We start from the raw sequence: 26,622 nt of genomic DNA on the forward strand, positions 1-26,622 counted from the left end.
CAGGACGAGGGCGTTGCCGCGCGGATCGGGCCGCTTGGGGGCCGGCCCCGCGCGGGAGTCCGTCGATCGTGCCTAGCGGTGGGTCCAATCGGGTTGGGTGAAGTGAGCCACCCTGGCCGCGGCAGCGTCTGTGCCGAGCAGGACGACTTCGCGGAACTGCCAGAGCATCGCACCGGTGGGTGCGTGGATGGTCATCTCCGGGCCGAGCCGCATCTGCAGCAGGCCCGCCGCACCGGCCGGCGCGGCATCCTCGCGAAGCTCCGCTTGCCGCACCGCGTCTTCGGCCCGCACCCAGCGTGGGGTGTCCTCGGCGGCGAGCCGGGCGAGGTCGACCAGGTGGACCGAGTAGACCTCGTCCGGATTCGGCCGCAGCTGCGTGACGTCGGCCAGCGCAAGGACCAGAGGGGTGATCGTGAATCCGGACGCGGCGGGAAAATCGTCGAGCGCGCCGAGCAAGTCGTCCGGACGCGCGCACAAGCCCAGTTCTTCGTGCAGTTCACGTAACGCGGCTTGTTCGGCGGTCTCGCTTTCGTCCAGCCGCCCGCCGGGCAGCCCCCACTGTCCGGCGTTGCGACCCCGATAGGCCCGCTTGATGACGATCACCGACAGCGGTCCATCGGGCTCCTCGACCACGCATAGAACGACCGCCGCGCGACGTACACCGGGCGCATCCGAGACCTCGATACGCGGGAACCCGGCCAGGCGAGAGTGCGCGAGCACGCGGAATTCATCGATGCTCCTGGGCAGAGGCACACCCGCGGTCGGCTCCATGGCTTCGATCTTGCCCGAGCGCCGTGAAGGGCACACGCCCGCAGAGTCGAATAGTTGAATGCGCATATCTACGTAAGCAGATATATTGTGAAGTTCCCGCCCGGTGAATCGGGGCCGAGTAATTACTCAGCCGCAGTCGGACGCTTCGACGAGTAGCCATCGCACGCACCTACCCGTCGACCACCCCGACTCGTGCCGCGGCTTCGCCGACACATTCCCCTACCCACGCCAGAAAGTCGCGAACATCATTGCCCGGCAGTGCGAATGCGTCGGAGCGTGGGCGCTGGAAGCTGAGCAACGCCGATTCGATGAGGGACCCGAATTCCCGCTCGGACCTCGAGATCATCTGCGCCGCTCGACGTTTGGGCATCCAGCGACCCGTGCGGCAAAACGCCACCGACCGGCAGCCGTTCAGCACCTGATTGTCGGCGAGGTGCCCCTCTCCCCCAGCATGCTCACGGACGGAGGCAAGAATCGCCGCGAGCAGGTCGCGTCGCGAGGGTGCCGCGATAACCTGCCGCACCGGGGCCCCGTACAGCACACGCCCTGCTTGGCGGGCGATGGAACGATCGATGACATACCAGAAGGACGATGACTCCGCCGGATCGAAACTCACGCGGTTCGGCAGCATCGGACCGGTATTGAGGTCCAGGAGATAACCGGCCTGGCCGGACGGAACGGCGACGAAGTCCGCATCGTAGACCACCAGCTCCAACCCGGCCGCCGGGCAGAACAGCGCGGGGTGAACGAGTGACTCGGCCAGCTCACCCAGAGCCTGCGCAGGGAGTGACGGGGCGGCGACGATCACCACATCGACGTCGCTGCGCCCGTGTCGATAGTCGTCGAGCGCGACCGACCCCACCGCGATGACGCTGACCAGGTGACGGCCACAGAGGGTGCGGGCGCGTCCCACGAGATCTTCCAGGTAGGGACGCAACTCGATCGGCAGCGATCGTGGCTCCATCCGAGCGTGGGTCATGCGGCCAGTATCCGACAGGTCCGCCTTGCGGCCGTGATCTGGAGTCGGCTGGCAGGATGGGTTGATCAGCATCACGCCGAAGGGGGACAGATGACCATCTTGGTAACCGGAGCCACCGCGAACATCGGCCGCAAGGTCGTCGACCACCTGCTCGCTCAGGGAGTCAACGATATTCGCGCACTGACCAGCAACCCGCGGAAGGCAGCGCTGCCCGCCGGAGTCGAGGTGGCCGAGGGCCACCTGCGTCGGCCGGGCACCCTGCCCGCGGCGTTCGCGGGTGTGGAGCGGATGTACCTGGCGCCGACACCGGACAGTGTCACCGAGGTGCTCGCGCTGGCCCGCGCGGCCGGTGTCCGGCATGTCGTCGACCTGTCCGGCGAACCGGAGAGCTGGTGGGGCGGCGTCTGCACGGCCGTCGAGGACAGCGGCCTGGCCTGGACCCACCTGTGGCCCGGCGATTTCATGGAGAACACCCTGATCTGGTCGCATCAGATCCGCGAGTCCGGCGCCGTCCGGGATCCGCGGCCCGAGGCCGCGAGCGCCCCCATCGCCATGGACGACATCGCCGCCGTCGCCGCCACCGCCCTGCTGAGCGACAACCATCTCGGCCGCTCCTTCCCATTGGCGGGGCCGGAGATCCTCACTCGCACCGACCTGGTCCGGCACCTCACCGACGCACTCGGCCGCGACATCATCGTGCACCGCTCCTCGCGCGAGGACACCATCACCGCCCTGACCCCCACCATGGGCGACACCGCGACCTGGTATGTCGACAACGTGCTCTGCGGTTTCGACCCGGACCCCGCAACCCTGCCCATCACCAGCGTCCAGGACATCACCGGCCGACCCGCGACGACCTTCGCCCGGTGGGCCGCAGTCAACACAGCGCGCTTCGCCGCCGACTGAAACCGCGCTCACCGGGCGTTCGCCTACCGCCCCGCACCGCTCCCGCAACGCCTCCGGGAGTTCCGGTCGACGACTTTCACCACGCTCAGTTCAGGCGATGGACCGCCACCGCGACATTCCGCTCACGGCAAGAGCTCAAAGCGGCAGCCCGAGGCCCTCCGCCAACACCGGCCACGAATTCTTCAGCGCCTCTTGCCAATACCCCCACGAGTGGGTACCGGTGGGCTGAAAGTCGTAGGTGGCGGGGATACCGAGAGCGTTGAGCCGGTCGCGCATGTTGTGGGTGCACCAGTTCACCGCAGCTTCGATCACACCGCCCAGAACCAACTGGTTGAGGAAGCCGCGTGGACCGGGTTGCATATGAGTCCCGTTGTAGACGTCATACATGCCCGGAACGCCCGTCCCGGTGGACAGGAACAGTCGTATGCCGCGGAGTTGCTCCGCGTGCAGGTAGGGGTCGTTGGCCGCCCACATCGGGTCGCCGGGTGGGCCGTACATGTTCTCGGTGTCGCCGCCGCCCCAGCTTTCGACGGCGAGTTTGATGAACTCCCGGCCGATCGGGTCACTGGTCTGCGCGCAACCGCTGTAGGCCGCGACCGCCTGATACAGGTCCGGTTTGGCGATCGGCAACTGGAGTACGGAGGTACCGGAGGTGGACAGCCCCGCGATGGCGTTCACCCCGGTCGTGCCGAACTCGGCGTCGATCAGCGGCGGCAGCTCCTCGGTGAGAAACGTCTTCCATTTGTACACACCGAGTTTCGGATCAGGTGCGCGCCAGTCGGTGTAGTAGCTCCAGCGCCCACCTACCGGCTGTACGACGTTGACGTCCTTGTCTGCGAGGAAGCGCAGCACGTCGGTGTTCTTCTGCCAGGTCGCGCTGTCCTGCCCGCCGCCGCCCCCGTTCAGCAGATACAGCGTCGGCCGTGGCACCGAACGATCGGCCGGGCGCAGCACCTTCACCATGATGTCCTGACCCATCGCCGCGGAATGCACCCGCAGCTGGACAGTCCTGTCGTCCTCCGCCCACGACCCGGTGATCGACGCAGTATCAGCGATCGCGGGCGGCGACGCCGTGACCATCCCTGCGGTCACGGCGAACACCGCCGCCAGGACGACGAGCGCGTGCCACATCGAACGGCAGACCATTCCGATTCCCGCGCGTACTCCTACCGAATCGGCAACAGGCGTGGCAGCACGTCCGGCGTCGACGTCGGAACTTCGTTTCATCGCTTGCTTTCCTCCAACCGTCGCGTTCGTCTACCGGCCACTGATGCAACTGCTTGACAACTCACAAGTTCCGCCAACGCTAAAGCCGGAGAAGGCGGCGTACCTTCTCGGTACGACGGGTCTGGATACCTCACGAATCGGCGCGGATCCCCCTGAGGGCGCGACACAAGGAGAGGCAAGACCACGTGTCCGTCCATTCCCGCGCCAAGATCGACCTCGGCGCACCAGGCCAGACCGTCCGCAGGCGCGCGGTTGCGGTGCCACCAACCCACCCGCTTTCCCGCGGCCCGCGCCCTCCAGCCGGCCACGACATTCGGTGCGACAGCGATGAAAGTCGATACTCGGGTCATGGTCGGTAACTCACTCGCTGTGGCTGGCGTGTGACCAGTCGGAGTACCGGGAGATGATCGAGGAAATCGGTGATCTCGCGACGGAGCAGGCTTTGCACGCGATGGCGGCGGGGCCGGGGTTGGTTCCCGGACAACTGGCAGTACTGCCCGGCGCATTGGCCGCGTCCGCGCACTCATCACCTGCGCTGGTCCTCCGATCGTCACGTTGACCAACAAGACGAGGCCCCGCCGACGGCGGGGCCTCGTCGCTTCCGGATCTGGTGTGGTCTGCTACGGCTCGACCGGCCTCCCGAAAATCGACAGCTAGAGCCTGTTCGAAGTGCTCGCGAGCGTGGTGATCAGGGGTGGCGGAGCCATTGGTTGGTTGCCCCACCCACCGCGCGAGCGGCCCAGTGCGTGATCGGCCGGCTCGATGCGGCGATCCTGAACGGCAAGCCAGCCCCGACCAGCCATGGACGATAGCGAACCTGCGGCGAAGGTTTCGCTCGGGTGTTCGGCTTGCCGTTGCCGGCGTTGGTGCGGACGAGTGCGTTGCCGAGGCTGTGGAACCGGCCGCTGGCCGCGCCGGCCGCGGCCCAGCATCGGCCATGCGCGGCGACGACTTCCTTCACCGATCGGGCCAGGCCGCCGGCACAGATGCCAGCGGTCGCTGACCTGCAGGTCTGCGGTGGCGTGTTCGTCGCGGGGATTCGCCGGGCTACGAATAACATGCTCGAATGCGTACCGCGCTCGGTAGAGATGTCGGCACCGACCTCCCGGCCAAGGCATGAACGTGAGCACCGGTCGGCCCCGGCGCCGGCCGCAGCTCGCGGGTCACCGCCTGCGGCCGTTGCAGCCTCGCCGCAGGCGAACGTGGTCAGCGGTGAAGCGAGTTGTGATGTCCGCGGTGTTCTGGCAGGCCGTGATCGGCCTCGCCACCGCGGTTGCCGCGATCACGGCGGTGGTCATCTCATCGCGCAGCCTGGCCGCGAACAACGAACAGTTCGAGGCGCAGCAGCAGCGGCAACAGCAGCAGCAGGCTAGCGAACGGTTCTCCAGAGCAGTCGACCAACTCAGCTCCGACAAACTCGAAAACCGCGTCGGCGCTATGTATTCACTCGAGCAACTCGGCCTTGACTCCCGAACGCATCAACCCACGGTGCTCAAGGTGATCACGTCATACGTTCGCGTTCATGTACCGAACGGCGCGGGGGCGTGCTCCGTACGGCCAGTGGACCCGAGATCCGCGATCGATCCTCGCTTTCACAGCGACGAGCCGACTCCCATGCCTTCCAGCTTCAGTGCGGGCAGTTTGGTGCCAAAAGACATCGACACCGCCATAGCGGTGTTGAGCGGGCCACTCGCTGGGGACCTCGCTACCAGGGTCGGAAAGCACCAGTTATTGGACCTTTCGGGTATCTGCCTTACGTGGTTGTACCGCCCTGGTGGTGATCTCGCGGGCGCGTCGTTTCTCTTTGCCGACCTGACCGCGGCCATGTTCGCCGGAGTGGACTTGACTCTCGCAGGGTTTGATACAGCGGACTTGACGGACGCTGTCTTCCTTAGCTCGAATCTCGACAGAGCGACCCTCAAGTATGTGGACGCTGATCACGCCGATTTCTCGAATGCCCGCCTCACCGGCGCCAACCTGACCGGCGCAGACCTGACTCAGGCGAGGCTGACCGGCGCAGACCTGGCTCGGGCCGACCTGACCGGCACAATCCTCACCGGCGCAGACTTGACCGGCGCCAACCTTGCCGACGTGATCTATAACGAGTCGACCATATGGCCGACGGGGTTCGAACCGCCTCGGCGATAGTTGTCGAAACTCCGACCGCACCCAGTGATCCAGCAGGCCGAAGGGCACGACCGCAGACGGCCGCGGTAACGGGTAACCGCGTTGCACGCGGATTCGGCACCGGTCTGCGACCAAGGCATTCGGTCACACCGAGAGCTGGGTAATTGCGCCATTGCATGCTCATGTGTTGCCCGTTTCCTTCGTGGCGTTCACGATAGGCATTCTCACGCCGCGGGGCCTGCGCAGGCGCTGGATTGGGACAGCCACATCGGCGGTGAGCTGCGCTTGTGACGCGCCCTGACGGGCGGCGATGGTGTCGGCGCCGCGATCGCGGCGGCTGTGTGCGTGGCGGCGAAGAAGGTGCGGGTGTGCGGCGGCGGTGGCCGGGTCTCGCACTTTTTCATGTGTGGTCAGTGCGCCGTGTGGGAGGGGCTGTGGCATGTCACAGAGTTCTACGGAACGACAGCCTCGAACGGTGCGGTGACGGCTAGTTTCGGGCGATGTCGAGAGTGTGGCGTGCGCGCAGACGCGAGGTGCTGGCGTTGGGGGCCGCGGCCGCGGGCGGGCTGATGGTGGGAACTACCGCACACGCCCAGGACACCCTGCCGGCTCGTTATCGGGGGTATTCGCCGCAGGATTGGGCCAAACCCTACGCGCGGTTCATGGCGCCCCGGACGATCCCCGCACCCGCGCAGGTCGTCTCGGTATTCGATGGGCCCCCGACCCCGGCGAGCATGATCCCGAAGTTCTCGGCGCTGGCTTCGGATCTGGCGGTTTCGGGCTATTCGCCGGTCGAGACCGGATATGGCCAGACCGAGGAGGGTCTGGTGTGGACGGCGGTGCGTACCGAGATGGCCGATGTCTCTGCGGAGATGTGGGATTGGTGGTTCGGCTGGCATTCGGTGGAATCGGCGCGCTACAAGCTCTGGCATCCCGACGCGCACCTGTATTCCGGGGTCAGCAGCGACCGCAGCGCCGAGGCGCTGACCGATCGGGCGAAGTACATCGGCACCACCTCTTATGTCGATGAGTATGTCGGGGCCAAGCTCCAGCAGCTCGCGATCTCCTTCCTCGACCCGGTGGCGCACGGTTTCGAGGTGCCCGCCGGGCACACGGTGATCTTGGGGCGGGTGGGCAGCAGTATCGCGCCGGTGGATCTGGGATGGCTGGCACATCAGGTGCGCCCGATCCCCGGCGGCGCCGAGATGCGCAGCCGCTTCTACCTCAACCTCTACGGCGTGCATGCCCCCGACCCGCACCAGGCCGCACAAGCGTTGGGGCGCGGGGCCGCCCTCGACCCCGCCGATCTGGTGCTGGGTCTGGGACTGGCGCGCGATCTGCTGTTGCACTGCGGCCAGGAAATGGCGCACCTGGCCGGGTTCCTGCCGCAGCTATATCGCGAGTTCGCGCTCGGGGACGACACCAGAACGGGCTGAGCTTCGCGCGCGGCGGCTGTGAACCCCGGCCGCGGCGCCGATGGAACGACCGGGCCGGCCCAATCGGGCGCGGCGACGGCGTCCTCCCAGACCGCACGGACGGCATCGGGTCTGGGATCAGCCCCGCTCGGTGGCCGCCTCACCACTGCTGTCCGGAAGAGCGGGGCAACCTCAGCTGACGGAATACGCCACATGAGACGTGGTCTAAACGCGACGTCATGTGCCTCCCTGTCGTCCTGAGCGCACATATGTGGGTCAGGCTCTCGGTGCTGCGGTCGGTGAGCATGTCGATCGGTCGGCGGGTCGCCGCCATGTCGATCAGGATCGTGCCGTAGCGGTGTCCGCGGCGCAGGGCGAAGTCGTCCACACCCAAAACCCGGGGCCGCACCGGCGCTGGATCGGGCAGCGCGCGGATCTGCCGCAGCAGGGTCATGCGGCTGACCCGCGCTGCCAAATACCCGGTCAACCGTGCTCCGGCGCGGCCACCCAAGGCGAGTGCGACCGCGGACAACACCCGCTGCAGCAGCAACGTCCGTCGCCCGTAGCGGGCGGCGAGTCCGGGTACCTGCTCGGCGAAAGTCCTTCGCCCGCAGCCGGTGTTGTCGCAGAACAGGCGCCGGACCCGCAGCACGATGACGACCTCGCGGCCGGTGATGGCCGTGTCGGCCAAACGGCGCCGGTAGCGGCTGTGCACTCGACGCGACGGTGTCGAGCAGCCCGGACACACCACCGCCTCCTCCCGGGTGGCTGCATCGATACGAACCATGGAACCCGCAACACCAACCGCACTGATGACCATCTGGCCCAGATACGGGAACAGAACCCTCAACACCCGACGATCACAGCACCAGCAAACCAGCCAACCCAACTGCGCCCCAACACATCCCGACCTGGGTCAATCACCAAGTGTGTGCCAGAGCCACATTTCGAAGAGCGCTGACACAGGAGCGATCCGTGGGCGCTCGGCACCGCACCAACTCCAGTGGTGTCGCTCACAGCACTCGGCAGGAATCACCGAACCGTGCCGCGATTGTCGTGCACAGTTCCTCTCCAAGTGGCCCCGGGTTGCGTCCTCTCCCGTGCTCCTTCGTCTGGTCTGGTATCCATCCCCGATCCAGGAGTCACCATGACCAACCCGAATGAATTCCAGTACCCGGCGACAGAACGCACGGACGCATCACCGCAGCCTGCGGCACCCACGTGTTGCAGCACCGAACGGCAGGCCACGTGCTGTGATGACAGCGAGAAGGCGACGTGCTGTGCTCCGGCGGCCACAGCGGGTGGCGGCTGCGGCTGCCCGTAGCCGTGACCAAATGATGGTGCGGTGCGAGCCTCGAGCGGCACGCACCGCACCTTTCTGATCGTGGTCATCCCGCGGCTGACCGGAGGGGCGTTCCCGAACCGGTGGGCCGGTCTACTGGCCGGAGGGCTGTGTGGCGCCGCAGCCGCAGCCTTTATCGCTGCCGGCTGCGCCGCCGCAGGCTCCGTCGCGGGGTTGGTAGTTGTGCACGTGGCCGGTGCGGTCCTGGCTGATCTGGCAGCAGGCATGCAGTTGGGCTTTGAGTGCGGCGCGGCCGCGTTGCACGCGAGATTTCATCCCCGACACCGAGATACCCGCCGCACCGGCAGCGGCGGCGTGCGTGCGGGCGCCGAAGTCGACCATCTTCACCGCCGCGGCCTGCTCGGTGGGCAGCCCATCGAGCATCGGCATCAGGCACGAGGCCAGTTCCTTCTCCGCCTTCTCGCCGGTGTCGGGTCCATCCTCGCCCGCGACGTCGGGGACGGCGTCGACGGGTAGTTCGCGGCGGTGCGGCGCGGAGCGGTAGTAGTCGGTGATCGCGTTGCGGGTGATGGCATACATCCAGCCCAGCAGCCGGTCCTGATCGCGCAGGTTGTCCAGGCTTTTTGCCATCCGCAGGAACACGGTCGACAGGATGTCGTCGGCGTCTTCCGGGCGTGCGACCCGGCGGGCGATGAAGGCCCGTAGGTCGTCGGAGAATCGGCGCCAGAGCTGGTCGAGATCAGCGTGTTGCGGTTGTCGTGTGGTCGCGGTGGTGGCCGTTGTCTCGCTCATGATCGGGGTTCCTCTCCCTTTCCAGCATCCTCGCCTTCCGGCATGGTGGCGAGCCTGGGTTCCTCAGCACAGGTACCGACGGCGCTGACCGCGATCGGACGCATTTTGCATCCCGATCCTCAGTGCCACGTCTGTATGGGTGTCGAAGTCGATGTCGGGATCTCCGATTCGACAGACCCGATAGGCGCGGTGAGGAGGTGAGAGCGATGCTGACGACACATCTACTGTCGGATCTGACCGACGAAGAGGTCGATCTGATCGTGGCCGAGGAACTGCATCTGCTCGACGCCGCCACATGAGCGCCGCCGATGCCCACACTGGCCCCTTCCGCTGAAACAGCGCACCATCTGCGCCCCTACTCTCGCGGTAGGGGCCATGGGTGTGCCCGGGTGCGAGCGATCAGCGCGCACGAGGATCCACTGGTCGTTCTCCCTGGACTTCGCCATCAGCTCGAGCAGGCCGCGCGCCGCGCTCGCAGACATTCCGCTGTGGCTATGTCGCAGCCGCCAAGGTGAGTTGTCTGCGGTGGTGGTCGTAGTGCCGGCCAGGATAGCGGTAGATCTGTGCGAGAGTCATGTAGTCGTGGAAGTAGGGGTCCCAGCGGGTCGGATAGTGCATGCCGCGGTGCAGGCCGGCGTCCGTTTCGCGGGCGAGGGACCGGCGCAGGGCGTCGAGCACGCGGTCGAGTTCGGCGCCCATGCGGTGGCGGTCGAAGACGCGGGCGGCCTGGCAGGAGCCGTGGTAATTGATGACGTGGAACGGGCCTGCGGCGAAGTCCAGCGAGTTTGCGAAGCCACGGCTGACCGGGCCGGGCAGACGGCCGAACACGCGCACCAGGATCAGCAGCCGCCGCACGACCATGTAGCCGAAGACCATGTGGAACAGCAACTGCTCGTTGGTCCAGCGGGTGCCGCGAGTGGGTGCGGTCCACTCGTCTTCGCCGGTGTTCGCCAGCAGGTGGTGGAAGTCCTCGCGGACGCGTTCGAAGTCGGCGACGAGGGCTTCGCGGTCGATGTGCGGCTCGGTCATCGGATGCCTCGCGGATGGAGCGGATGGTGAGGCGAACTTCTATCGTCTCACCATCGGAACTCCGCGTTCAGCGTGCGCGTGCCGAGCGAACCAGGCGGGTGAGGGCGGGAACAGCGGTGACCGCGGCCCACAGTCCGATCGCCGCGACCAGTGCTGTAGCGGTGTCGGCGCTGGTGGCGGTGCCGAGCACGTGCCCGCGCAGGGCGTCGGTGGCGTGCGCGACCGGATTCACCGTGGCCATCGCTTGCATCCAGCCCGGCATGGTCTGGATAGGCGCGAACGCACTCGATATGAACATCAGCGGCATCATCACCATCATTCCGGCGAACTGGACCACGTCCGGGCGGCGTAGCCGGTCGCCGATCAGACCGAACAGGGCGCTCATCGCCCCCGCGAGCACTGTCAGGACCACGACCGCGGCGATGGCGTCGACGGTGCCGCCGTGGAAGTCGAAACCCAGCAGCACGGCGGCGATCCCGAGCAGCGCGGCTCGGGCGAGGGTGAAGACGGCCTCGTTGATGGTGCGAGCCATCCCGGGCAACGTCGCGCGCATCGGCAGGGCCGCGAAGCGGTCGTGCAGGCCGTTGGTGTGATCGATCGCGGCGGAGACTCCGGCGTTGGTGCCTGCCATCACGGTCGAGACCGCGAGCATGGCCGGGGTGAGGAAGTCGATGTAGCTGACCCCGGCGGGGAAGCCGGGTCCGGCGGCGACGCTGCGGAACACCTGGCTGAACAGCACGAGCATCGCCATCGGCATGGTCAGCGAGAACATCAGCAGTTGCGGGACGCGGGCGCTGGTGCGCAGGTTCCGGACGGTCAGGGCGGCGAGCTGGTCGATGATCGGGGAACGCCCGATCACGGTCATGGTGGTGGTCATCGGTGGGCTCCGGTGGTGTGGGCGAGGTGGGTGAAGACGTCATCGAGACTTGGGGAGGTCACGTCCAGGTCGGTGACGTCGATGCCGTCGCGGTGCAGGTCGGCGACCAGCGCGGTCACGGTGGGGGCGTCGTCGACGGTGACCGACACCCGCACCCCGGTGCCGTCGACCCGGTCGGTGTCCGGGGTGAACGGCAGATCCGTGATCTGGTGGGCGGGGACGGTGGCGTGCAGGACCTTGCCGCCGACGATTCGTTTCAGCTCGGCGGGGGTTCCGCGGGCGGCGACCCGGCCTCGGGACAGGACCACGATGTGGTCGGCGAGCCGGTCTGCTTCCTCGAGGTACTGGGTCGTGAGCACGACGGTGGTACCCGCGGTGGTGAGCTCGTCGACGACCTCCCACAGACCGGCGCGGGCAAGGGGGTCCAGGCCGGTGGTCGGCTCATCGAGGAACAGCACCGACGGGTCGGCGACGAGGCTGGCGGCCAGATCGACGCGGCGCCGCGAACCGCCGGAGAGCTCCCCGACCCGTCGCGTCGCGTACTCACCCAGCCCGAGCCGGTCGATCAACGCGTCGGCACGCGCGCGGGCGGTGCGGCGCAACCCGGCCAGGCGGCCGATCAGCGCCAAATTCTCCCGGGCGGTGAGGAATTCGTCGAGCCCGGCGTATTGACCGGTCACCCCGATCCGACGGCGAACCTCGGTGGCGTCGGCGACCACGTCCAGGCCGCCGATCTGCACGCGGCCGACGGTGGGGCGCACCAGAGTGGTGAGGGCACGGATCAGGGTGGTCTTGCCCGCACCGTTGTGACCGAGCACCCCCAGCGTCGTTCCAGCAGCAACTTCCAGATCGACACCGTCGAGAGCCCAGGCTCTGCCGTAGGCGACGTGCAGATCCTCCACCACGACAGCCGCCGCGCTCATCGCACATCCTCGACTCGGTCGGGCAGCTGGTTGGACAGGTGAATGGTCATCACAGGGTTCCTCTCGGAAGAAGGTGTGCTCACACCCGGGTGGATGAGAGTTCGCTTCTTCAGACGAACCAGTTCCGCGACGGACGCAGAGGCACGATGGTGGGTTTCAACCGGGCGACCGCACCGAACCCCTGGCCAGGTAGCACGGGCCTCCGCGCGAGAAGTGATCAGCCGCAGCAGCACGCCATGCCGGAGGCACGCGATGCGGGCGGGGTGACGAAGTCAATCACCGATTCGCCCGGCTAGCCGCGCTAGGCCGGGGCCGGCCAGTTCGTCGGTGATGCCGCGGCGACCGGTCATCGCCATCAACAGCGCCTCACCGGGACCGGAGACCAGCGCTCCCTTGCCGGTGGACCAGTCGAGGTCGGTGGCCTCCAGTCGTAGCCCGCGGATGCGCCACGGAACGCCGAGGCGGGGGTTGGTGCGTATCGCGGTCAGTACCCGGTGCAGGCGCTGCGGTGGGATCTGGCGGGGGATGCCGAGTCCGCGGCGGATGTCCTGGTGGTGGATGGTCCCGTCGACGAGTCCGATCATTCCGCCGAAGCCGGCGGTCAGCCCGCGTGGCCGCAAGTGTGTGATGAACAGTTCGAGCAGCTGATCGGGCGTGTGGGAGGCGAATTCGTCGACGCCGACCTGGTTGGCCCACCAGAATCGGCCCTTGACGAACCGCCTGACCAGCCCGGAGGTGCTGAGGTCGTCGTAGCTGATCATGTGGGCGACCACGTCCTTGACCTGCCACCGCTCACACAGCGTCGGCGTCTGCCACTGCTGCGGGGTCAATCCGGCCAGGAGCGCGGCGAGATCCCTGCGTTCGGCCTCGGCCATATCCAAGTCGTTCATTTCGGCCTGCCTGCCCTCGGGTCGGTCGTACCGGGTGCGGCCCGGTCATGCTCGCGCACCGGCGATGTCGGCGAAGCGTGCCAGCACGGTGCTCCAACCACCGCCGCGTTCGACGATGGTGTCGCGCATGGCCTTGCCCTCGATGAGCCGGTCCAGGTGGCGGTGTTCGAGGGTGAGCACGGTCTGCCCCGGTGATTCGGCGGTGAAGCGGAACTCGATCTCGCTGGCGCGAGCGGGATCCGGGTCGTATTGCCAATGGCCGTTGATCTGCCAGGTCACCACGATCCGGTGCGGCGGTTCCCACACCAGCACCCGCCCCCAATCGCATTCCGAACCGTCCACCCCGCGTTCGAACCAGCGCCCGCCCACCCGGGGTTCGAGGATCGCCTCGGCCATGTCGGCCTCCCCGATGTGATAGGCCGTCGGCCACCAGTCGCCGAACGACTCGGTGAAGAAGGCGAACGCCTTCTCCAGCGGCAATCGCACGTTCGCTGTGCCGTGCAGCGCGGCGAGGGGCACGGGTGTGGTCATCGAGGAGGCTCCTGTTCGGTGGTGTCGGTGGCTGCTGCGTCGGCGGCTTTTTGGAAAGCGGCCAGTGACTCGTCCCAGATCCGCTGGAAATACGCCTGGATTCCGGCCAGGCCGTCGGGGTTGATCCGATAGATCCGCCGCGTCCCCTCCGCCCTGGCCGCGACCAGGCCGCCGTCGCGCAGCACCCGCAGATGCTGTGAGACCGCCTGGCGGGTGATCGGCAACGACTCGGCCAGCTCCCCCACCGACGCCGGGCGCCGCGCTACCCGCTCGAAGATCTCTCGCCGCATCGGGTCACCCAGAATCCCCAGATCGACATCTCTGAAAGAGTTCACTTTCGTAAGTGTAAACTTTCATATGCTGGTGCGCAAGCCTTCGCGGCGGTGATGACGCCCATCAGCGCTCCGACCTCGTGCGGATGCGGTCGATCCGACGGCATCGACGTGGCAGTGTCGGTCGCGGGTCGGCCGGTGATCACATCCGGCGTTTCGGCGCTGCCCACGCTGGTTGCCGTTCTATGACGGGGCCGGCGTCGCTATGACGGCTGCGACGAGCGCGGTGACCGCCTTCTCGATGTCGTCAGGGGTGGTCCACCGGCCGAGCGACAGCCGTAGCGCGCTCAACGCCCGCGCGGTGTCGAGTCCCATTGCCTCGAGTACCGGGGATGGGGTGTGGGTGCCGCTGTGGCAGGCCGAGCCGGTGGAGGCGGCGATGTCTGGTGCGGCAGTGAGGATCCCGTGGCCGCGTGTGCCGTCGATGCTGACGTTGAGGGTGTTGGACAGCCGGTGGTCGGGATGACCGTTGAGATGCACCCGCCCTGGTAGTGCCGTGCTGAGCTGCTGGTGTAGCTGGTCACGCAGCCGCGCGATGCGGGCCGGGACGTTGCGGGCGAGGGCGTCGGCGGCGAGGGCGGCGGCCGCACCGAATGCGGCTGTCGATGCGACGCTCTCGGTGCCGGCGCGCAGGCCGTGTTCCTGGCCCCCGCCGTAGACGACGGGTTCGAGTTCGACGCCGGTGCGTACGTAGAGGGCGCCGATGCCCTTGGGCGCGTACATTTTGTGCCCGACCACCGTGAGCAGGTCCACGCCGAGGGCGGCGACGTCGAGGGGAATTTTGCCCGCAGCCTGGGCGGCATCGCAATGGAACAGCGCGCCGTGGTGGTGGGCAAGGGCGGCCAGTTCCCGAATTGGTTGTAGCACACCGGTTTCGTTGTTGGCAGCCATGACCGACACCAGCGTCGCCCCGCTGTCGCGCAGGGCGGCGGCAAGCGTGGCGGGGTCCAGGCGGCCATCAGCACCGATCGGCAGCACCGTGACCCGCACGCCGTGCAGCCGGGCCAGGGCCTGGCAGGTCTGCAGTACCGCGGGATGTTCGGTGGCCTGGGTGATTATGTGGGCGCCGGGCGTGCGCACCGTGGCTCCGCGCAGTGCGAGCAGGTTCGCTTCCGATCCCGAGCCGGTGAACACGATCTCCGGGGGCAGGGCACCGATCAGGGCGGCGAGCTGCGCTCGGGCCGTGACGAGCGCGGCGGCCGGGTCGGCGCCGTAGGAGTGGCTGCTGGAAGGGTTGCCGAAGCAGGTGGTGAGGTAGGGCAGCATCGCGGCAACGACACGCGGATCGACCGGGGTGGTGGCGTTGTAGTCCAGATACACCGGCCCATCGGCGGGACCGGGCCGGTCGGGTACGGGCGTGGTCATGCCGGAGAGGCGGCTTCAATGGGCAGTTGGGCCAAGCGCCATTCGAGCATGCCGTCGTGCAGGCGGATCGCCCGACGGCCGCGGTCGGTGAGTAGCCGCACCGCGTCGTAGGCCAGCACACAGTATTCGCCGCGGCAGTACACCACGATCTCGGTGTCGCCGGGCAGCTCCCCGATGCGCTCGGCCAGCTGCTCGACCGGGATGCTCACCGCCCCGGGGATGTGGCCGGCCTCGTATTCGGGCACCGGCCGCACATCCAGCACGATCACCTCACCGGCCGCAGCGCGGGTGAGCAGCTGCTCGCGGGTCATCTCCATACCGCCGTCGGGGCGCAGGTAGTTGTCGCGGGCGGGGACCACGGCGGCCTGGTGGGTTTCGGCGACCTTGCGCAGCAGTGCGAACAGCTGCGCTACGTCGTCCCCGGCCAGCCGATAGTGGATCCGCACCCCCTCGCGGCGAGTGGCGACGAATCCGGCCTGCTTGAGCGTCTGCAGATGCGCCGACGCGGTCGTCAGGTTCAACCCTGCCGCGGTGGCGAGTGCTTCCACGGTGCGCTCGCCTTGGGCCAGCAGGTCCAGCAGTTCCAGGCGCTTGCCGCTGCCCAGGGCCTTGCCGCTGGCTGCGAACGCCTCGTACAGAGCTGCCTTCGCGGCGGGCTTGTCACCCATCACATACTCCAATCATCCGTGGAATAGCGTATCCCGCCCTCCGGGGTGTGCCGCGCGGCGCTCTGCGCCGCCCAGCCCTGGGGGAAGAGCCTCGACCACCCGCCTCCTGCGGGCTTGCTCTTCCAAGGAAACATGGAATAGTCTACTCGCAATATTCCATGGTTGATTGGAATAATGGTTTTGCCTGCGGGCCAGCGACTGGAGTTCTGCGATGCCGACCGATTTCACGCTTGTTCCCGTCATCGACGAGGGGCTGGGCAACTCGACCTACCTGCTGGATCTCGGTGATGGACGCGCCCTGGCGCTCGACCCCGAACGCGATCTACGCCAAGTGCGCGCCGAAGCGCAGCAGCGCGGCCTGCGGATCGCGTTCGCTGTCGAAACCCACCTGCACGCCGACTTCATCTCCGGGGCGCGCGAACTCGCCGATATCGACGGCGCGACCGTCCTGGCACCCGAGGTGGGGCCACGCGGATTCGAGGTGACCACTCTCGGCGACGGCGACACCATCGCCGTCGGCGCTTTCACCCTGCAAGCGTGGTTCACCCCCGGCCATTCCCCCGAGCACCTGTCCTACCTGCTGCACGAGAACGACAAGCTGCTGGGAGTGTTCACCGGCGGATCGCTGATGGTCGGCACCGCCGGGCGCACCGACCTGGTCAGCCCCGAGCAGACGATCCCGCTGGCGCGGGCCCAATATCATTCGCTACAGCGGCTGATGACCCTGCCCGAGGACACCCCGGTATGGCCGACACACGGCGCGGGCTCGTTCTGCTCGTCCTCGCTCGGAGGTGAGCGGGTCAGCACCATCGGCAAAGAGCGCGCGACCAACCCATTGCTACAGGCCGACGGTGAGGACGCCTTCGTCGAGGCCCTGCTGGGCTCGATGGGCAGCTTCCCCGACTACTTCCTGCGGCTGGGCGAGATCAACCACAAGGGCCCGGCCGTGCTCGGCTCCACCCCGGCACTGGAGCCGCTGACCGCCACCGAGGTCACCGATTTGATCGCCGAGGGCGCCCAGATCGTCGACGTGCGCAACCAGGCCGACTTCGCCGCCGGGCACATCCCCGGCGCACTGGCCATCACCCTGCGCCCGGTGTTCGCCACCTGGCTGGGCTGGCTGGCCGATACGAACCGGCCGATCGTCATCGTCCGCGACACCACACAGAATCCCGACGACATCGTCTGGGATGCAGCCAAAGTCGGCTTCGACACCCTCGCCGGAGAATTGCACGGTGGCATGAACGCCTGGACCGGGCCGGTCGAACGCACCGCAGTGAAGCTGCTCGCCGCCGATCAGCTGATCGCGCACCCGTCGGCGGCGGTGCTGGATATCCGCCAGCACAGCGAGTACGCCGCCGGGCACGTCCCCGGTGCCCGCAACATCGAACTCGCCGCGCTCGCTATGCATCTGGACGATGTCCCCTCCGGGCCGGTAGTGGTGATGTGCGGCCACGGTGAGCGCGCCATGACCGCCGCCAGCATCCTCGAACGCCACGGCCGCACCGAGATCCGGGTATTGGATGGTGGCCCCGGCGACTATTCCCACGCCCTCGGCCAGGATCTGCAGGACCGGTCATGAGCTTGCGCGCCAGTGTGCGCCCCCCGGTATTGGGGTTGCGGGAGAACGCTGCCCAGTTCACGCTTCTGGTGGCGGTCAACGCGCTGGTCGGTGGAATGGTCGGTCAGCAGCAGACCGTGCTGCCGCTGCTGGCCGAGTCCGAATTCGGGCTCGCCGGCTACACCTTCATCTTCACCTACGTCGCCGCGTTCGGGATCACCAAAGCCATCGCGAACTACTTCGCCGGCACCTTCTCCGACCGCTACGGCCGCAAACCGGTCCTGCTGGTGGGCTGGCTGTTCGCGATCCCGGTGCCGGTCATGCTCATCACCGCCCCGAACTGGTGGTGGGTCGTGGCGGCCAACGTGCTACTGGGTATCAACCAGGGCCTGACCTGGTCGACCACGGTCGTGATGAAAATCGACCTCGTCGGGCCCGCCCGCCGCGGACTGGCCATGGGGCTGAACGAAGCCGCCGGCTACGGCGCCGTCGCGATCAGCTCCCTGCTCGCGGGCTACCTCGCCGAACACTACGGACTACGCCCGGCACCATTCCTGCTCGGCCTGGCCTACACCGCCCTGGCGTTGCTGCTGTCCGGGGTCTTCATCCGAGAAACCCGAGGCCACGCCCACCTGGAAGCAGGACAACACACCCCACGCGCCGACGGCCTGCACGACCACCTGCACGCCGAACTGACCGACCGGCAAATCGCCATCCAGACCAGCATCAAAGAACCCGCGCTGTCCTCCGCCAGCCTCGCCGGACTGGTCAACAACCTCAACTTCGGCCTGTCGTGGGGGCTGTTCCCGCTGCTGTTCGCCACCGCCGATCTGTCCGTCGGGCAGATCGGGCTGCTGTTCGCCCTCTACCCCGGCGTCTGGGGCGCCGGACAACTGGTCACCGGGGCGCTGTCGGACCGCGTCGGCCGCAAACACCTCATCGCCACCGGCATGGCCACCCAAGCCGCCGCCCTCGCACTGATCGCCGCCTCCCACGGATTCGCAGGCTGGGCGGCCGGCACCATCCTGCTCGGAGCGGGCACCGCCATGGTCTATCCCACCCTGCTCGCGGTGATCGGGGATGTCGCCCACCCCGTCTGGCGCGGCCGCGCCGTCGGCGTCTACCGCGTGTGGCGCGACCTCGGCTACGCCGTCGGCGCCATCCTCGGCGGCATCGTCGCCGACCTGATGGGCCTGCACGCCGCCGTCTGGGCTGCGGCCGCAGTCAGCGCAGCCACCGCCGTGGCCGTTGGCATACGCATGTACGAAACCCACCGACCATCCCACTCCGTGGCCCCGACCCTGAACGCTCGACACCACACCATGCCACCGACGCGCGAGAGCCAGTAGCCGAAAGTCGAGGTCGATCCAAACCCACACCGGCGCTCGCAGGTTGACAGGCCCGTCGCCGGGGTGTTCCCAGCGAGATCAGGAGACCGACAGGCCCGGCGCATCGACCACCTCCATCGCTCGGCGGCGCACCGCGGCGTGGAACCGCTCCCGCTGACGCTCCTCCAGCCGAGTGAGGACCGTGTCCATCGCTTCGGCCGCGCGGCCACGCAAGGGTCCAGCGGCAGTTGCCTTCTCACATTTCCGAACGGCGTGCAACGAAAAACCGGTAGTCTCGGCGAATTCCTGCTGGGTCTCCCGGAGACCGATCTTTTTCAGCGACTGAACCTCGTGTCCAGTTCACTCCCTGACGATCATCGGGGCCTATACGTCGACGTGATAGTTGACGTGGCAATCATTGCACAATGGCAGAAGCGCCTGGCAAAGCAACGCAAATGACCTGCGCCTCACAGACATGAGGAACAAACAGAACACCGGGCACCCCTACAGGAACCCGTTGAGCAGGCCACATGACGGGCCAGGCCGGTCACAGTTGTGGCCTCGAAAAAGGGTCACCAGATCGATGATGAACAGAGAGTACTGGGACGCTCGGTGACCATCGTGACGTGGAACCGTCGCACACGGGCCATGGGCGAATCTCGGCGCACAGTCTAGTGGGCGTCGCCTGCCCGGGACGCCGCTGAGGTGGCCGAGAAGTAACTGATCGCAGTGTTCGTGGCATGTCCGCGCCGCAGCCGCCCTCGCTGCCGGAGAGATCGCCGCCGCAGCTCGGCGAACCCCGACGGGCAGGCCGGTCGCCCCATCTCGAAGCGAGGCTGTCGGTGATCCGCTGCGGCCCTGCCGATAGTGCTCGCGATCGGGTAGGCGACGGTTACGCTTTTCGGCCATCAGCACGCTATAGGCACACGTGCGCCCAGTGGGCTCGGTCGAGCGCCACCGCCTCGGCGATCCGTCCGGCAAGCTCTCCTCCCCGGCGGACCCGGCGGGCAGACGCCGCAGAACTCGATGACGAACTCGCGGTAGGGGCGTCTGGTGCCGAGGGTCAGTTCTAGCAGGTGCAGTGCGACGCTGTCGCTCCACCGTTAGCCGGGCGGTGTCGTGTCTCGAGGCCCCCTCAGGTCGTTCGCACCGATGGGTATGCCGAACTCGTCGGCCTCCGGGTATTCGCGATTCCTCAAATCTCGAAGCCGCGCGAAGTCGCCGGGACCCGAGTGATCTTGTCGGCGGTGCACCGCGATCACTCGCGAGCGGAACGGTGGGACACGCGATGGGCGGAGTCCCGCGATTCGGTACTGACCGCGAAGACAGGGAACCTGTCATCCCACGGGTGGGGATGGAATCGAACACGCACCGGTCGACTCGGCGACAAGGGGATCTCCCCTTCGATGGACGTGTAGACCCACGGACCTTCATCGAGTTCGACGATGGCGATCGTCAGCGGCACCAGCTCACCCGGCCGGTCGACCGGGGCCCGATCCACCACCCGCCACGACACCACCGAACCCGCACCCGACGACGGCACCCGCTCGAGTTCGTCGGATCCGCAGGACGAACATCCGGCCGTTATCGGCGACAGCAGCTTCTCGCACTGCACGCAGCGGTGGATCATCAATATGTCGTCCGCGCACAGCGCGCTGCCGTCTCCGACGACATTCGGAGTGTTCTTCAAAGCGTTCGTGGGCATCCGAGCCTCCGCGAGATGGTGCTTGGCAGGTTCGCTCCAGCCTCGCCGAACAAGGCGCGGCGGGCGACGGCCGAATGACCCGGGCCATACCTGCTTTTTCCGCCCACACCGCGACGGAACCCCGAAATCACGACGTTCAGAAGAGCTCGGCTCGACTGGACAGCACGGCAGGCGGATCGCCGGTGTCTGCCCAGTCGCTGGGTCGGATCACATCATGGGCATGTTCGGGAACAGCATGTTCCACGCGCTGCGCGCCATGTCCATGATCTGCATCCACATCGGTGACATCATCACCGTCCTCACCTCCTTACACCCATAGCTGGGCATTCACTGGCTGCCCATAGACATCACGGCGATGTCCGGACACTCGTTCAATTGTTCATTGCTTTCTGAATACAGCATGTGGTGTACCATCGGGGTGTGGAGACGTTGTTGCACCGTGACGCGCTGGCCCGCTTCGGGCACGCGCTGTCGGACCCGACCCGCACCCAGATCCTGCTGAACCTGCGCCGAGCGCCGGGGTATCCGTCGGAACTGGCCGAGCGGATCGGGGTATCGCGGCAGATCCTGTCCAACCACCTGGCCTGCCTGCGCGGGTGCGGGCTGGTGGTCGCGGTGCCGGAGGGTCGTCGCAGTCGCTACGAGCTGGCCGACGCCCGAATCGCGGCCGCGTTGGAGGACCTGCTCGGGCTGGTGCTGGCGGTCGACCCGGCCTGCTGCCCGGACGCCGAGACGGAAGGCTGCTGCTGATGTCTTCGCTCGGTATGCCCTCGCTGCCGTCGGCGCTCGCGCGCGGTCCGAGCCCCGACCGCAAAGCGGTGCTGGCGCGGCGGATCCGCTGGCTGGTCGCCGCGACGATCTCCTACAACGTCATCGAGGCCGCCATCGCCTTGAGCGAGGGCACCCGGGTGTCCTCGACCGCGCTGATCGGGTTCGGGCTGGACTCGGTGATCGAGGTGTCCTCCGCGGCGGCGGTGGCGTGGCAGTTCGCCGGCCGCGATCCGGAGAAGCGGGAGAAGGTCGCACTGCGGATCATCGCGTTCTCCTTCTTCGCCCTCGCGCTGTATGTCACCGTCGACTCGCTCCGAGCCCTGGCCGGAATCGGCGAGGCCCAGCATTCCCCGATCGGAATCGGGTTGGCCGCCGCCAGCCTGGTCATCATGCCGGTGCTCTCGACCGCGCAGCGCCGCACCGGACGTGAATTCGGCTCGGCTTCCGCCGTCGCCGATTCCAAGCAGACCTTGTTGTGCACGTATTTATCGGGGGTGCTGCTGGTCGGATTGCTGCTCAACAGCCTGTTCGGCTGGTCGTGGGCCGACCCGATCGCCGCGCTGGTCATCGCTGCGATCGCGGTGCGTGAAGGCCTCAACGCCTGGAAAGGCGACACCTGCTGCCCAGCACCGAGCACTGCGCTGGGGGTGACCGGCGTGGCCGGGCACGACTGCGACTGCTGTGAAAACATAGCTACTGAGAAGGACTCATGATGCCGCGCATCCCCGATTCCGCGCGCGCCCGCTACCACGAGGAAATGCGCGCAGCGAAGAGCGCGAGCAGCGACGATCAACGGTGGGCTCATCTCGAGCGCGCCCACATCCTGTCCCAGCCCGACCCGTGGCTGCACACTCGCAACCACGCCGCGATGCTCATGCTGGCGCTGCGCCGACGCGACCGCCCCGAAGCCCTCGGCCAAATCATCCGGATCATCGCCGCCGCGCCCGGATCACTGTCGGGCCGCTACCCCGACGGCAACACCGGCCGCGCCACCGTCCGGCTACGCCAACGCATGCCCACACCACCCGACCTCGCCGCCCTGCTCCACCCCACCGCGGCCTGAACCGGAACACGCGAGGAGGGCCCCACGCCTGGCCGGTCGAAGCAGCGGGGTTGCGGGCCACACCCGGAATACCATCTCGCCTCGGCCGGTGCGGTCGCAGTACTCGATGTCGAAACTGCACCCGGTGGCGCCGCAGCCCGGGTACTCGCTGTGGACCCGGGGCCCCGAGGACGAACTCCTGCCGCTGCTGCGCGGCACCGGGCTCGTGCCCTACTCGCCGCTGGGCCACGGGTTCCTGCGATTCATATTCCTCGACGAGGATGCCGCCCGAGCGCTGTTTCCCGAATGAGAACGCATCGCCGACGACACTGCGTCCATCCTGCGTACCGAAGCCGGCCGACACCCTGACGACCCGCACCTGACCGCCTGATCGGCGGGCTGTCCGCTCATCGCCGGACATTCCGCACCCGCTGGGCCGCCAACGACGTCAAAATTCACCGGGCAGGCACCAAATCTTCCGGCACCGCTGCTCGGAGAACCCCCTGCGCGCGACGAGAACCCCACCATCGACGCCAGCGGCGACCAGCTCCCGACCGGCGTGTCAGATCGGCGTCAGTTCGGTGTCAGCCGAGCTGGCGACAGTGTTCCCATGCACAGCACCGACCACCACCTCGAACAATTCGATCTGGACCGGCATGGCGCCGGTCGAGGGTGGTCGGGTTTACGGCCGAGTCTCGGCCTGGCACTGGGCCGACCGGAATCCGGATCGCGTCGCCGGGTGGTGATCGTGGATGCCGCGCCGCACGGCTTGACCGGCCAGAAGGGCCGTGAGCGGCTCCGCAAGCCTGCCCGGTCTGCTCGATCACCGGCCGGTAAAGACCCCCGATCCCGCCGCAATCCTCCTGGAGCACCTCCCCGCCGGTCGGGACCCGCCGTTACCGAATCACCGAGGTCCCAGGCGGCTGGCGGGTCGCATCCGCTCACATCCAACCCCGCCTTGCATATACGTATACATCTACATATAGTCACAGGGCGTCGCTGGACCACCACGGCGCGAAGGCCCGCGTTCGATCGGAAAGACCATGACCGTCCTGCAGATAACCCCCGGCATCGGCGCCTCCACCGCGTGGGCTGGCCCCTACCCGATGCAGCGCACGGCACGGCACAACCGACTCGCCCGCGTGACGCAGTGCCTCCGCGGCGACCACGCCTTCGCCCAACTGATCCGCTTCGCCCTGGTCGGCGGCTCCAGCAACATTGCCTATGTTCTGCTGTTCATGGCCATGAACGAGATCGGCCCGCTGGTCGCCAATATCGCCGGATCGATCGTCAGCACCATGATCGCGAACGAATTGCACCGGCAGCTCACCTTCCGCGCGGCCGGACGGGTCGACTGGTTCACCGCACAATGGGAAGGCGGCGGGCTGGCGCTGCTCGGTCTGCTGATCACCACAGCAGCGCTGGCCGGTCTCGGCTTCTGGGCACCCGGCCTCGGCGAGGTCACACAGGCGAGCGCCGTGATCGCCATCATGGCGGCGGTCGGTGGCATGCGGTTCGTGGCACTGCGAGGCTTCGTCTTCTGAAGGTCTTTCAGCCACCGCACATTTCATCCCGGGTCATGTGCTGGTGCGCGGCGGGCGCGGGCGGCGGGACTCACGAGCCCGAGGCGGCGGTCGTAGCATTCATGCGGTGTCGCCGAGTTCATCGCTTCCCTCGTTCCGCCGGTCCAGGCGTTCCCCTGTCGCCGTCCCGCACATCCCGGTGCCGACGGCGCGGGCGATCGTGGATTGCGGGGTCTATGTCGATGGTCATCGGCTACCCGGCCGGTTCACCCACGCAGAAGCGTTGGCGGCGGTGCGTGAGCGGGGTGAGGGGTTCGTGTGGATCGGATTGCACGATCCGGACGCCGCGCAGATGGACGACATCGCCCGCACGTTCGGGTTGCATCCGTTGGCGGTGGAGGACGCGGTGCACGCCCGCCAGCGACCCAAGCTGGAACGCTACGACGACACCTTGTTTCTTGTCATGCGTACCGTCGCCTATGTCGAGCACGAACTGCACAGCGTCAGCGAGATCGTCGAGACCGGTGAGCTGTTGATCTTCACCGCGCGCCAGTTCGTGGTCGCGGTCCGCCACGGCGAGCACTCCGGCTTGGCCGGTGTCCGCCGCGATCTGGAAGCCGACCCGGAGCGGCTGCGCCTGGGTCCCGGCGCGGTGCTGCACGCGATCGCCGACTACGTGGTCGATTCCTATCTCGAGGTCACCACAGCGGTGGAACACGACGTCGACGCCATGGAAGAAGAAGTGTTCACTCCCGGCTCCCAAGTGGCGATCGCCTCCATCTATCAACTCAAACGCGAAGTCGTCGAGCTGCGGCGCGCGGTCAACCCGCTCGCGTTGCCACTCGAGACGCTCGGGAAGCCCGAGACACCGCTGTCGAAGGAGGTGCGCCGTTACCTACGGGACGTGGCCGATCACCACACCGTGGCCGCCGAACGCATCCACGACTTCGACGACGCGTTGACCGCGTTGATCGGCGCCGCGCTGGCCAAGACCGCTCTGCAGCAGAACACCGACATGCGCAAGATCTCCGCGCTGGTGGCGATGGCCGCGGTACCCACGATGATCGCCGGTATCTACGGCATGAACTTCGAGCACATGCCCGAACTCGAACAAGTCTGGGGATACCCCGCCGTCCTCGCCCTCATGATCGCTGCCTGCACCGTCTTGTTCATCGTGTTCCGCCGCAAACGCTGGCTCTGAGATCGAACCGGCAAAGGACCCGCGCCCACCATGGCGTCCTGGCGCGAACAACCGAATTCATCTCCTGCCGTAGAGATTTCGGGCGCGGTGGTAGGCAGCGGGTATGCCATTGCGCGCGATCCGCGTGAAAACCACCCCGGTGGGTAGCCCACGAACGTGACCGAACCCGGAAACCAGAACGCACCCGAACCGGGTGACCAGACCGATACTTCCCACCCGGACGACCTGGATCTCGAGACTCGCGAAACCCCGGAGAATCAGGACGTGAACGAGGACGCGGGCACCGTCGAACCGCCCGACTGAGCACGGTTTCACCTACGGCGGCCGGGGAATTCCGGCCGTATGGGTATCACCGTCGCCGTTACCGGGCCGACCGGCGAGATCGGCATCTCCGCAGTCACCGCACTCGAGCACAACCCTGCGGTGGACCGGATCGTCGGGATGGCCCGCCGACCATTCGACCCCGCCGCGCACGGCTGGACCAAGACCGAGTACCGGCGCGGCGACATCCTCGACCGAGCGGCCGTGGACTCGCTGGTGGCGGACGCCGACGTGGTGATCCACCTGGCGTTCGTGATCATGGGCTCACGAGAGGAAAGCGCGCGAGTGAATCTCGCGGGCACCCGCAACGTCTTCGAGGCGACGGCCGCCGCCGAGCGGGCCCGCCGCCTCGTCTACACGTCTTCGGTCGCCGCCTACGGATACCACCCGGAGAATCCCTCCCCCATCACCGAGGACGTACCGCCCGAGGGTTCGCCCGAACACTATTACTCCGAGCAGAAGGCCGCGTGCGAGGCGGCACTCGCCGAGATCACCACCGGCTCCGGCCTCGAGGTCTTCGTGCTGCGGCCGTGCATCGTGGCGGGCCCGAAAGCACCGGCCCTGCACGATCTGCCGTGGGAGAAACTCCCCCGCCCGCTGCGTACGCTGGCTCGGTCGAATCCGCTGTTCAAGCCGGTGATCCCGGACCCAGGGCACCCGCTGCAACTCGTCCACCACGACGACGTGGCCGCCGCCATCGCGCTGGCCGCCACCGCGGCCGCGCCGCCCGGCGCCTACAACATCGCCGGCGACGGCACCCTCAGCCTGTCCGACGTGGTAGCCGCGCTGGGCGGCAGGCCGGTGCGCGTCCCCGCGGTCGCCGCCACCGCCACATCCGCGGCTCTGGCCCGTCTCCCCTTCGTGCCCGCCACGCTCGAGTGGCTGCATATCGTCCGCACGCCCGTGGTCATGGACACCAACCGCGCGAAGCGGCACCTCGGCTGGAAACCGGCGCACACCTCCGCCGAGACCCTCGCCGCGCTCGCCGCCGCCCGCTGAACCAGGGCGCGACCGGTCGTGGAGGGCGGGCCGCGG

The 26,622-nt window shown here is 67.6% G+C and carries 29 protein-coding genes; 13 read left to right on the forward strand and 16 right to left on the reverse strand.

Features of this window, described 5'->3' with window-relative positions; genetic code table 11:
• Positions 1-72: 72 nt before the first annotated feature.
• A complete protein-coding gene (locus tag LTT66_RS35205) occupies positions 73-771 on the reverse strand; it encodes an NUDIX hydrolase (protein WP_233062781.1) in 699 nt (232 codons plus the stop codon).
• 169 nt (positions 772-940) lie between these two features.
• Positions 941-1,822 carry an aminoglycoside adenylyltransferase domain-containing protein gene (locus LTT66_RS35210; RefSeq protein WP_233069504.1) on the reverse strand — a complete coding sequence of 294 codons (882 nt, stop codon included), beginning with the start codon at positions 1,820-1,822 and terminating at the stop codon, positions 941-943.
• Between the two features lie 18 nt (positions 1,823-1,840).
• Between LTT66_RS35210 and LTT66_RS35215 the strand changes: the two genes are divergently transcribed.
• The gene (locus LTT66_RS35215; protein WP_233062782.1) at positions 1,841-2,656 is read left to right on the forward strand and encodes an SDR family oxidoreductase; all 816 of its coding nucleotides are present in this window, start codon (positions 1,841-1,843) and stop codon (positions 2,654-2,656) included.
• A gap of 135 nt (positions 2,657-2,791) precedes the next feature.
• On the opposite strand, the gene LTT66_RS35220 is transcribed toward LTT66_RS35215, so the two are convergent.
• Positions 2,792-3,802, reverse strand: coding sequence for an alpha/beta hydrolase (locus tag LTT66_RS35220; protein ID WP_408638889.1), 1,011 nt, complete (start codon positions 3,800-3,802; stop codon positions 2,792-2,794).
• Between the two features lie 769 nt (positions 3,803-4,571).
• Entirely contained in the window at positions 4,572-4,844 is a 273-nt protein-coding gene (locus LTT66_RS35225) for a hypothetical protein (RefSeq protein WP_233062783.1), read from the reverse strand.
• Positions 4,845-5,110: 266 nt separating this feature from the next.
• Here LTT66_RS35225 and LTT66_RS35230 point away from each other — a divergent pair, with 266 nt between their 5' ends.
• Complete coding sequence (locus LTT66_RS35230; protein WP_233062784.1) at positions 5,111-6,031, forward strand: pentapeptide repeat-containing protein; 921 nt, start codon at positions 5,111-5,113, stop codon at positions 6,029-6,031.
• A gap of 479 nt (positions 6,032-6,510) precedes the next feature.
• Entirely contained in the window at positions 6,511-7,446 is a 936-nt protein-coding gene (locus tag LTT66_RS35235) for a DAPG hydrolase family protein (protein WP_233062785.1), read from the forward strand.
• Between the two features lie 139 nt (positions 7,447-7,585).
• Here the strand turns inward: LTT66_RS35235 and LTT66_RS35240 are convergent, their stop codons facing one another.
• The 10 genes from LTT66_RS35240 to LTT66_RS35285 all read right to left on the reverse strand — a co-directional run bounded on the left by LTT66_RS35240 (position 7,586) and on the right by LTT66_RS35285 (position 16,135).
• Positions 7,586-8,212 (reverse strand): transposase family protein, encoded by a 627-nt coding sequence (locus LTT66_RS35240; protein WP_233062786.1) that lies wholly within the window; start codon positions 8,210-8,212, stop codon positions 7,586-7,588.
• Positions 8,213-8,860: 648 nt separating this feature from the next.
• Entirely contained in the window at positions 8,861-9,520 is a 660-nt protein-coding gene (locus LTT66_RS35245; RefSeq protein WP_233062787.1) for a sigma-70 family RNA polymerase sigma factor, read from the reverse strand.
• A 492-nt stretch (positions 9,521-10,012) separates the two neighbouring features.
• A complete protein-coding gene (locus LTT66_RS35250) occupies positions 10,013-10,549 on the reverse strand; it encodes a DinB family protein (RefSeq protein ID WP_233062788.1) in 537 nt (178 codons plus the stop codon).
• A gap of 67 nt (positions 10,550-10,616) precedes the next feature.
• The gene (locus LTT66_RS35255) at positions 10,617-11,426 is read right to left on the reverse strand and encodes an ABC transporter permease (RefSeq protein ID WP_233062789.1); all 810 of its coding nucleotides are present in this window, start codon (positions 11,424-11,426) and stop codon (positions 10,617-10,619) included.
• Positions 11,423-12,349 carry an ABC transporter ATP-binding protein gene (locus LTT66_RS35260; RefSeq protein WP_233062790.1) on the reverse strand — a complete coding sequence of 309 codons (927 nt, stop codon included), beginning with the start codon at positions 12,347-12,349 and terminating at the stop codon, positions 11,423-11,425. Before LTT66_RS35260 ends, LTT66_RS35255 begins: the two co-directional genes overlap by 4 nt.
• 272 nt (positions 12,350-12,621) lie before the next feature.
• Positions 12,622-13,239 (reverse strand): maleylpyruvate isomerase family mycothiol-dependent enzyme, encoded by a 618-nt coding sequence (locus LTT66_RS35265; RefSeq protein WP_233062791.1) that lies wholly within the window; start codon positions 13,237-13,239, stop codon positions 12,622-12,624.
• Between the two features lie 45 nt (positions 13,240-13,284).
• The gene (locus tag LTT66_RS35270; protein WP_233062792.1) at positions 13,285-13,770 is read right to left on the reverse strand and encodes an SRPBCC family protein; all 486 of its coding nucleotides are present in this window, start codon (positions 13,768-13,770) and stop codon (positions 13,285-13,287) included.
• On the reverse strand, positions 13,767-14,105 hold the full coding sequence (locus LTT66_RS35275) for an ArsR/SmtB family transcription factor (protein WP_233062793.1): 339 nt from the start codon (positions 14,103-14,105) through the stop codon (positions 13,767-13,769). Before LTT66_RS35275 ends, LTT66_RS35270 begins: the two co-directional genes overlap by 4 nt.
• A gap of 180 nt (positions 14,106-14,285) precedes the next feature.
• Positions 14,286-15,467, reverse strand: a complete 1,182-nt coding sequence (locus tag LTT66_RS35280) for a cysteine desulfurase family protein (protein ID WP_233062794.1) — start codon at positions 15,465-15,467, stop codon at positions 14,286-14,288.
• Positions 15,464-16,135 (reverse strand): ArsR/SmtB family transcription factor, encoded by a 672-nt coding sequence (locus tag LTT66_RS35285; RefSeq protein ID WP_233062795.1) that lies wholly within the window; start codon positions 16,133-16,135, stop codon positions 15,464-15,466. Before LTT66_RS35285 ends, LTT66_RS35280 begins: the two co-directional genes overlap by 4 nt.
• 211 nt (positions 16,136-16,346) lie before the next feature.
• On the opposite strand from LTT66_RS35285, the gene LTT66_RS35290 reads away from it, so the two are divergent.
• Together LTT66_RS35290 and LTT66_RS35295 are read left to right on the forward strand one after the other, a co-directional pair.
• The gene (locus tag LTT66_RS35290; RefSeq protein WP_233062796.1) at positions 16,347-17,717 is read left to right on the forward strand and encodes an MBL fold metallo-hydrolase; all 1,371 of its coding nucleotides are present in this window, start codon (positions 16,347-16,349) and stop codon (positions 17,715-17,717) included.
• Positions 17,714-19,045, forward strand: coding sequence for an MFS transporter (locus tag LTT66_RS35295; RefSeq protein ID WP_233062797.1), 1,332 nt, complete (start codon positions 17,714-17,716; stop codon positions 19,043-19,045). The genes LTT66_RS35290 and LTT66_RS35295 overlap by 4 nt, the downstream gene beginning before the upstream one ends.
• A gap of 78 nt (positions 19,046-19,123) precedes the next feature.
• Here LTT66_RS35295 and LTT66_RS37175 read toward each other — a convergent pair whose 3' ends face one another.
• Together LTT66_RS37175 and LTT66_RS35300 are read right to left on the reverse strand one after the other, a co-directional pair.
• A complete protein-coding gene (locus LTT66_RS37175) occupies positions 19,124-19,258 on the reverse strand; it encodes a hypothetical protein (RefSeq protein ID WP_269821988.1) in 135 nt (44 codons plus the stop codon).
• Positions 19,259-20,282: 1,024 nt separating this feature from the next.
• Positions 20,283-20,729 (reverse strand): Zn-ribbon domain-containing OB-fold protein, encoded by a 447-nt coding sequence (locus LTT66_RS35300; protein ID WP_233062798.1) that lies wholly within the window; start codon positions 20,727-20,729, stop codon positions 20,283-20,285.
• Positions 20,730-21,149: 420 nt separating this feature from the next.
• Here LTT66_RS35300 and LTT66_RS35305 point away from each other — a divergent pair, with 420 nt between their 5' ends.
• The 8 genes from LTT66_RS35305 to LTT66_RS35340 all read left to right on the forward strand — a co-directional run bounded on the left by LTT66_RS35305 (position 21,150) and on the right by LTT66_RS35340 (position 26,586).
• The gene (locus LTT66_RS35305) at positions 21,150-21,479 is read left to right on the forward strand and encodes an ArsR/SmtB family transcription factor (protein WP_233062799.1); all 330 of its coding nucleotides are present in this window, start codon (positions 21,150-21,152) and stop codon (positions 21,477-21,479) included.
• Positions 21,476-22,213 (forward strand): cation transporter, encoded by a 738-nt coding sequence (locus tag LTT66_RS35310; protein WP_408638891.1) that lies wholly within the window; start codon positions 21,476-21,478, stop codon positions 22,211-22,213. Before LTT66_RS35305 ends, LTT66_RS35310 begins: the two co-directional genes overlap by 4 nt.
• Positions 22,213-22,563, forward strand: coding sequence for a DUF3703 domain-containing protein (locus tag LTT66_RS35315; protein WP_233069506.1), 351 nt, complete (start codon positions 22,213-22,215; stop codon positions 22,561-22,563). The genes LTT66_RS35310 and LTT66_RS35315 overlap by 1 nt, the downstream gene beginning before the upstream one ends.
• 88 nt (positions 22,564-22,651) lie before the next feature.
• A complete protein-coding gene (locus LTT66_RS37570) occupies positions 22,652-22,852 on the forward strand; it encodes a hypothetical protein (RefSeq protein WP_408638708.1) in 201 nt (66 codons plus the stop codon).
• Between the two features lie 733 nt (positions 22,853-23,585).
• Positions 23,586-24,086 carry a GtrA family protein gene (locus LTT66_RS35325; RefSeq protein ID WP_408638709.1) on the forward strand — a complete coding sequence of 167 codons (501 nt, stop codon included), beginning with the start codon at positions 23,586-23,588 and terminating at the stop codon, positions 24,084-24,086.
• A gap of 106 nt (positions 24,087-24,192) precedes the next feature.
• A complete protein-coding gene (locus tag LTT66_RS35330) occupies positions 24,193-25,266 on the forward strand; it encodes a magnesium and cobalt transport protein CorA (RefSeq protein ID WP_408638710.1) in 1,074 nt (357 codons plus the stop codon).
• Positions 25,267-25,422: 156 nt separating this feature from the next.
• Positions 25,423-25,569 (forward strand): hypothetical protein, encoded by a 147-nt coding sequence (locus LTT66_RS35335; RefSeq protein WP_233062801.1) that lies wholly within the window; start codon positions 25,423-25,425, stop codon positions 25,567-25,569.
• 39 nt (positions 25,570-25,608) lie between these two features.
• The gene (locus LTT66_RS35340) at positions 25,609-26,586 is read left to right on the forward strand and encodes an NAD-dependent epimerase/dehydratase family protein (RefSeq protein WP_233062802.1); all 978 of its coding nucleotides are present in this window, start codon (positions 25,609-25,611) and stop codon (positions 26,584-26,586) included.
• Positions 26,587-26,622: the final 36 nt, after the last annotated feature.

The sequence above is a fragment of the Nocardia gipuzkoensis genome, assembly GCF_021183645.1.
Classification (GTDB): Bacteria; Actinomycetota; Actinomycetes; order Mycobacteriales; family Mycobacteriaceae; genus Nocardia; species Nocardia abscessus.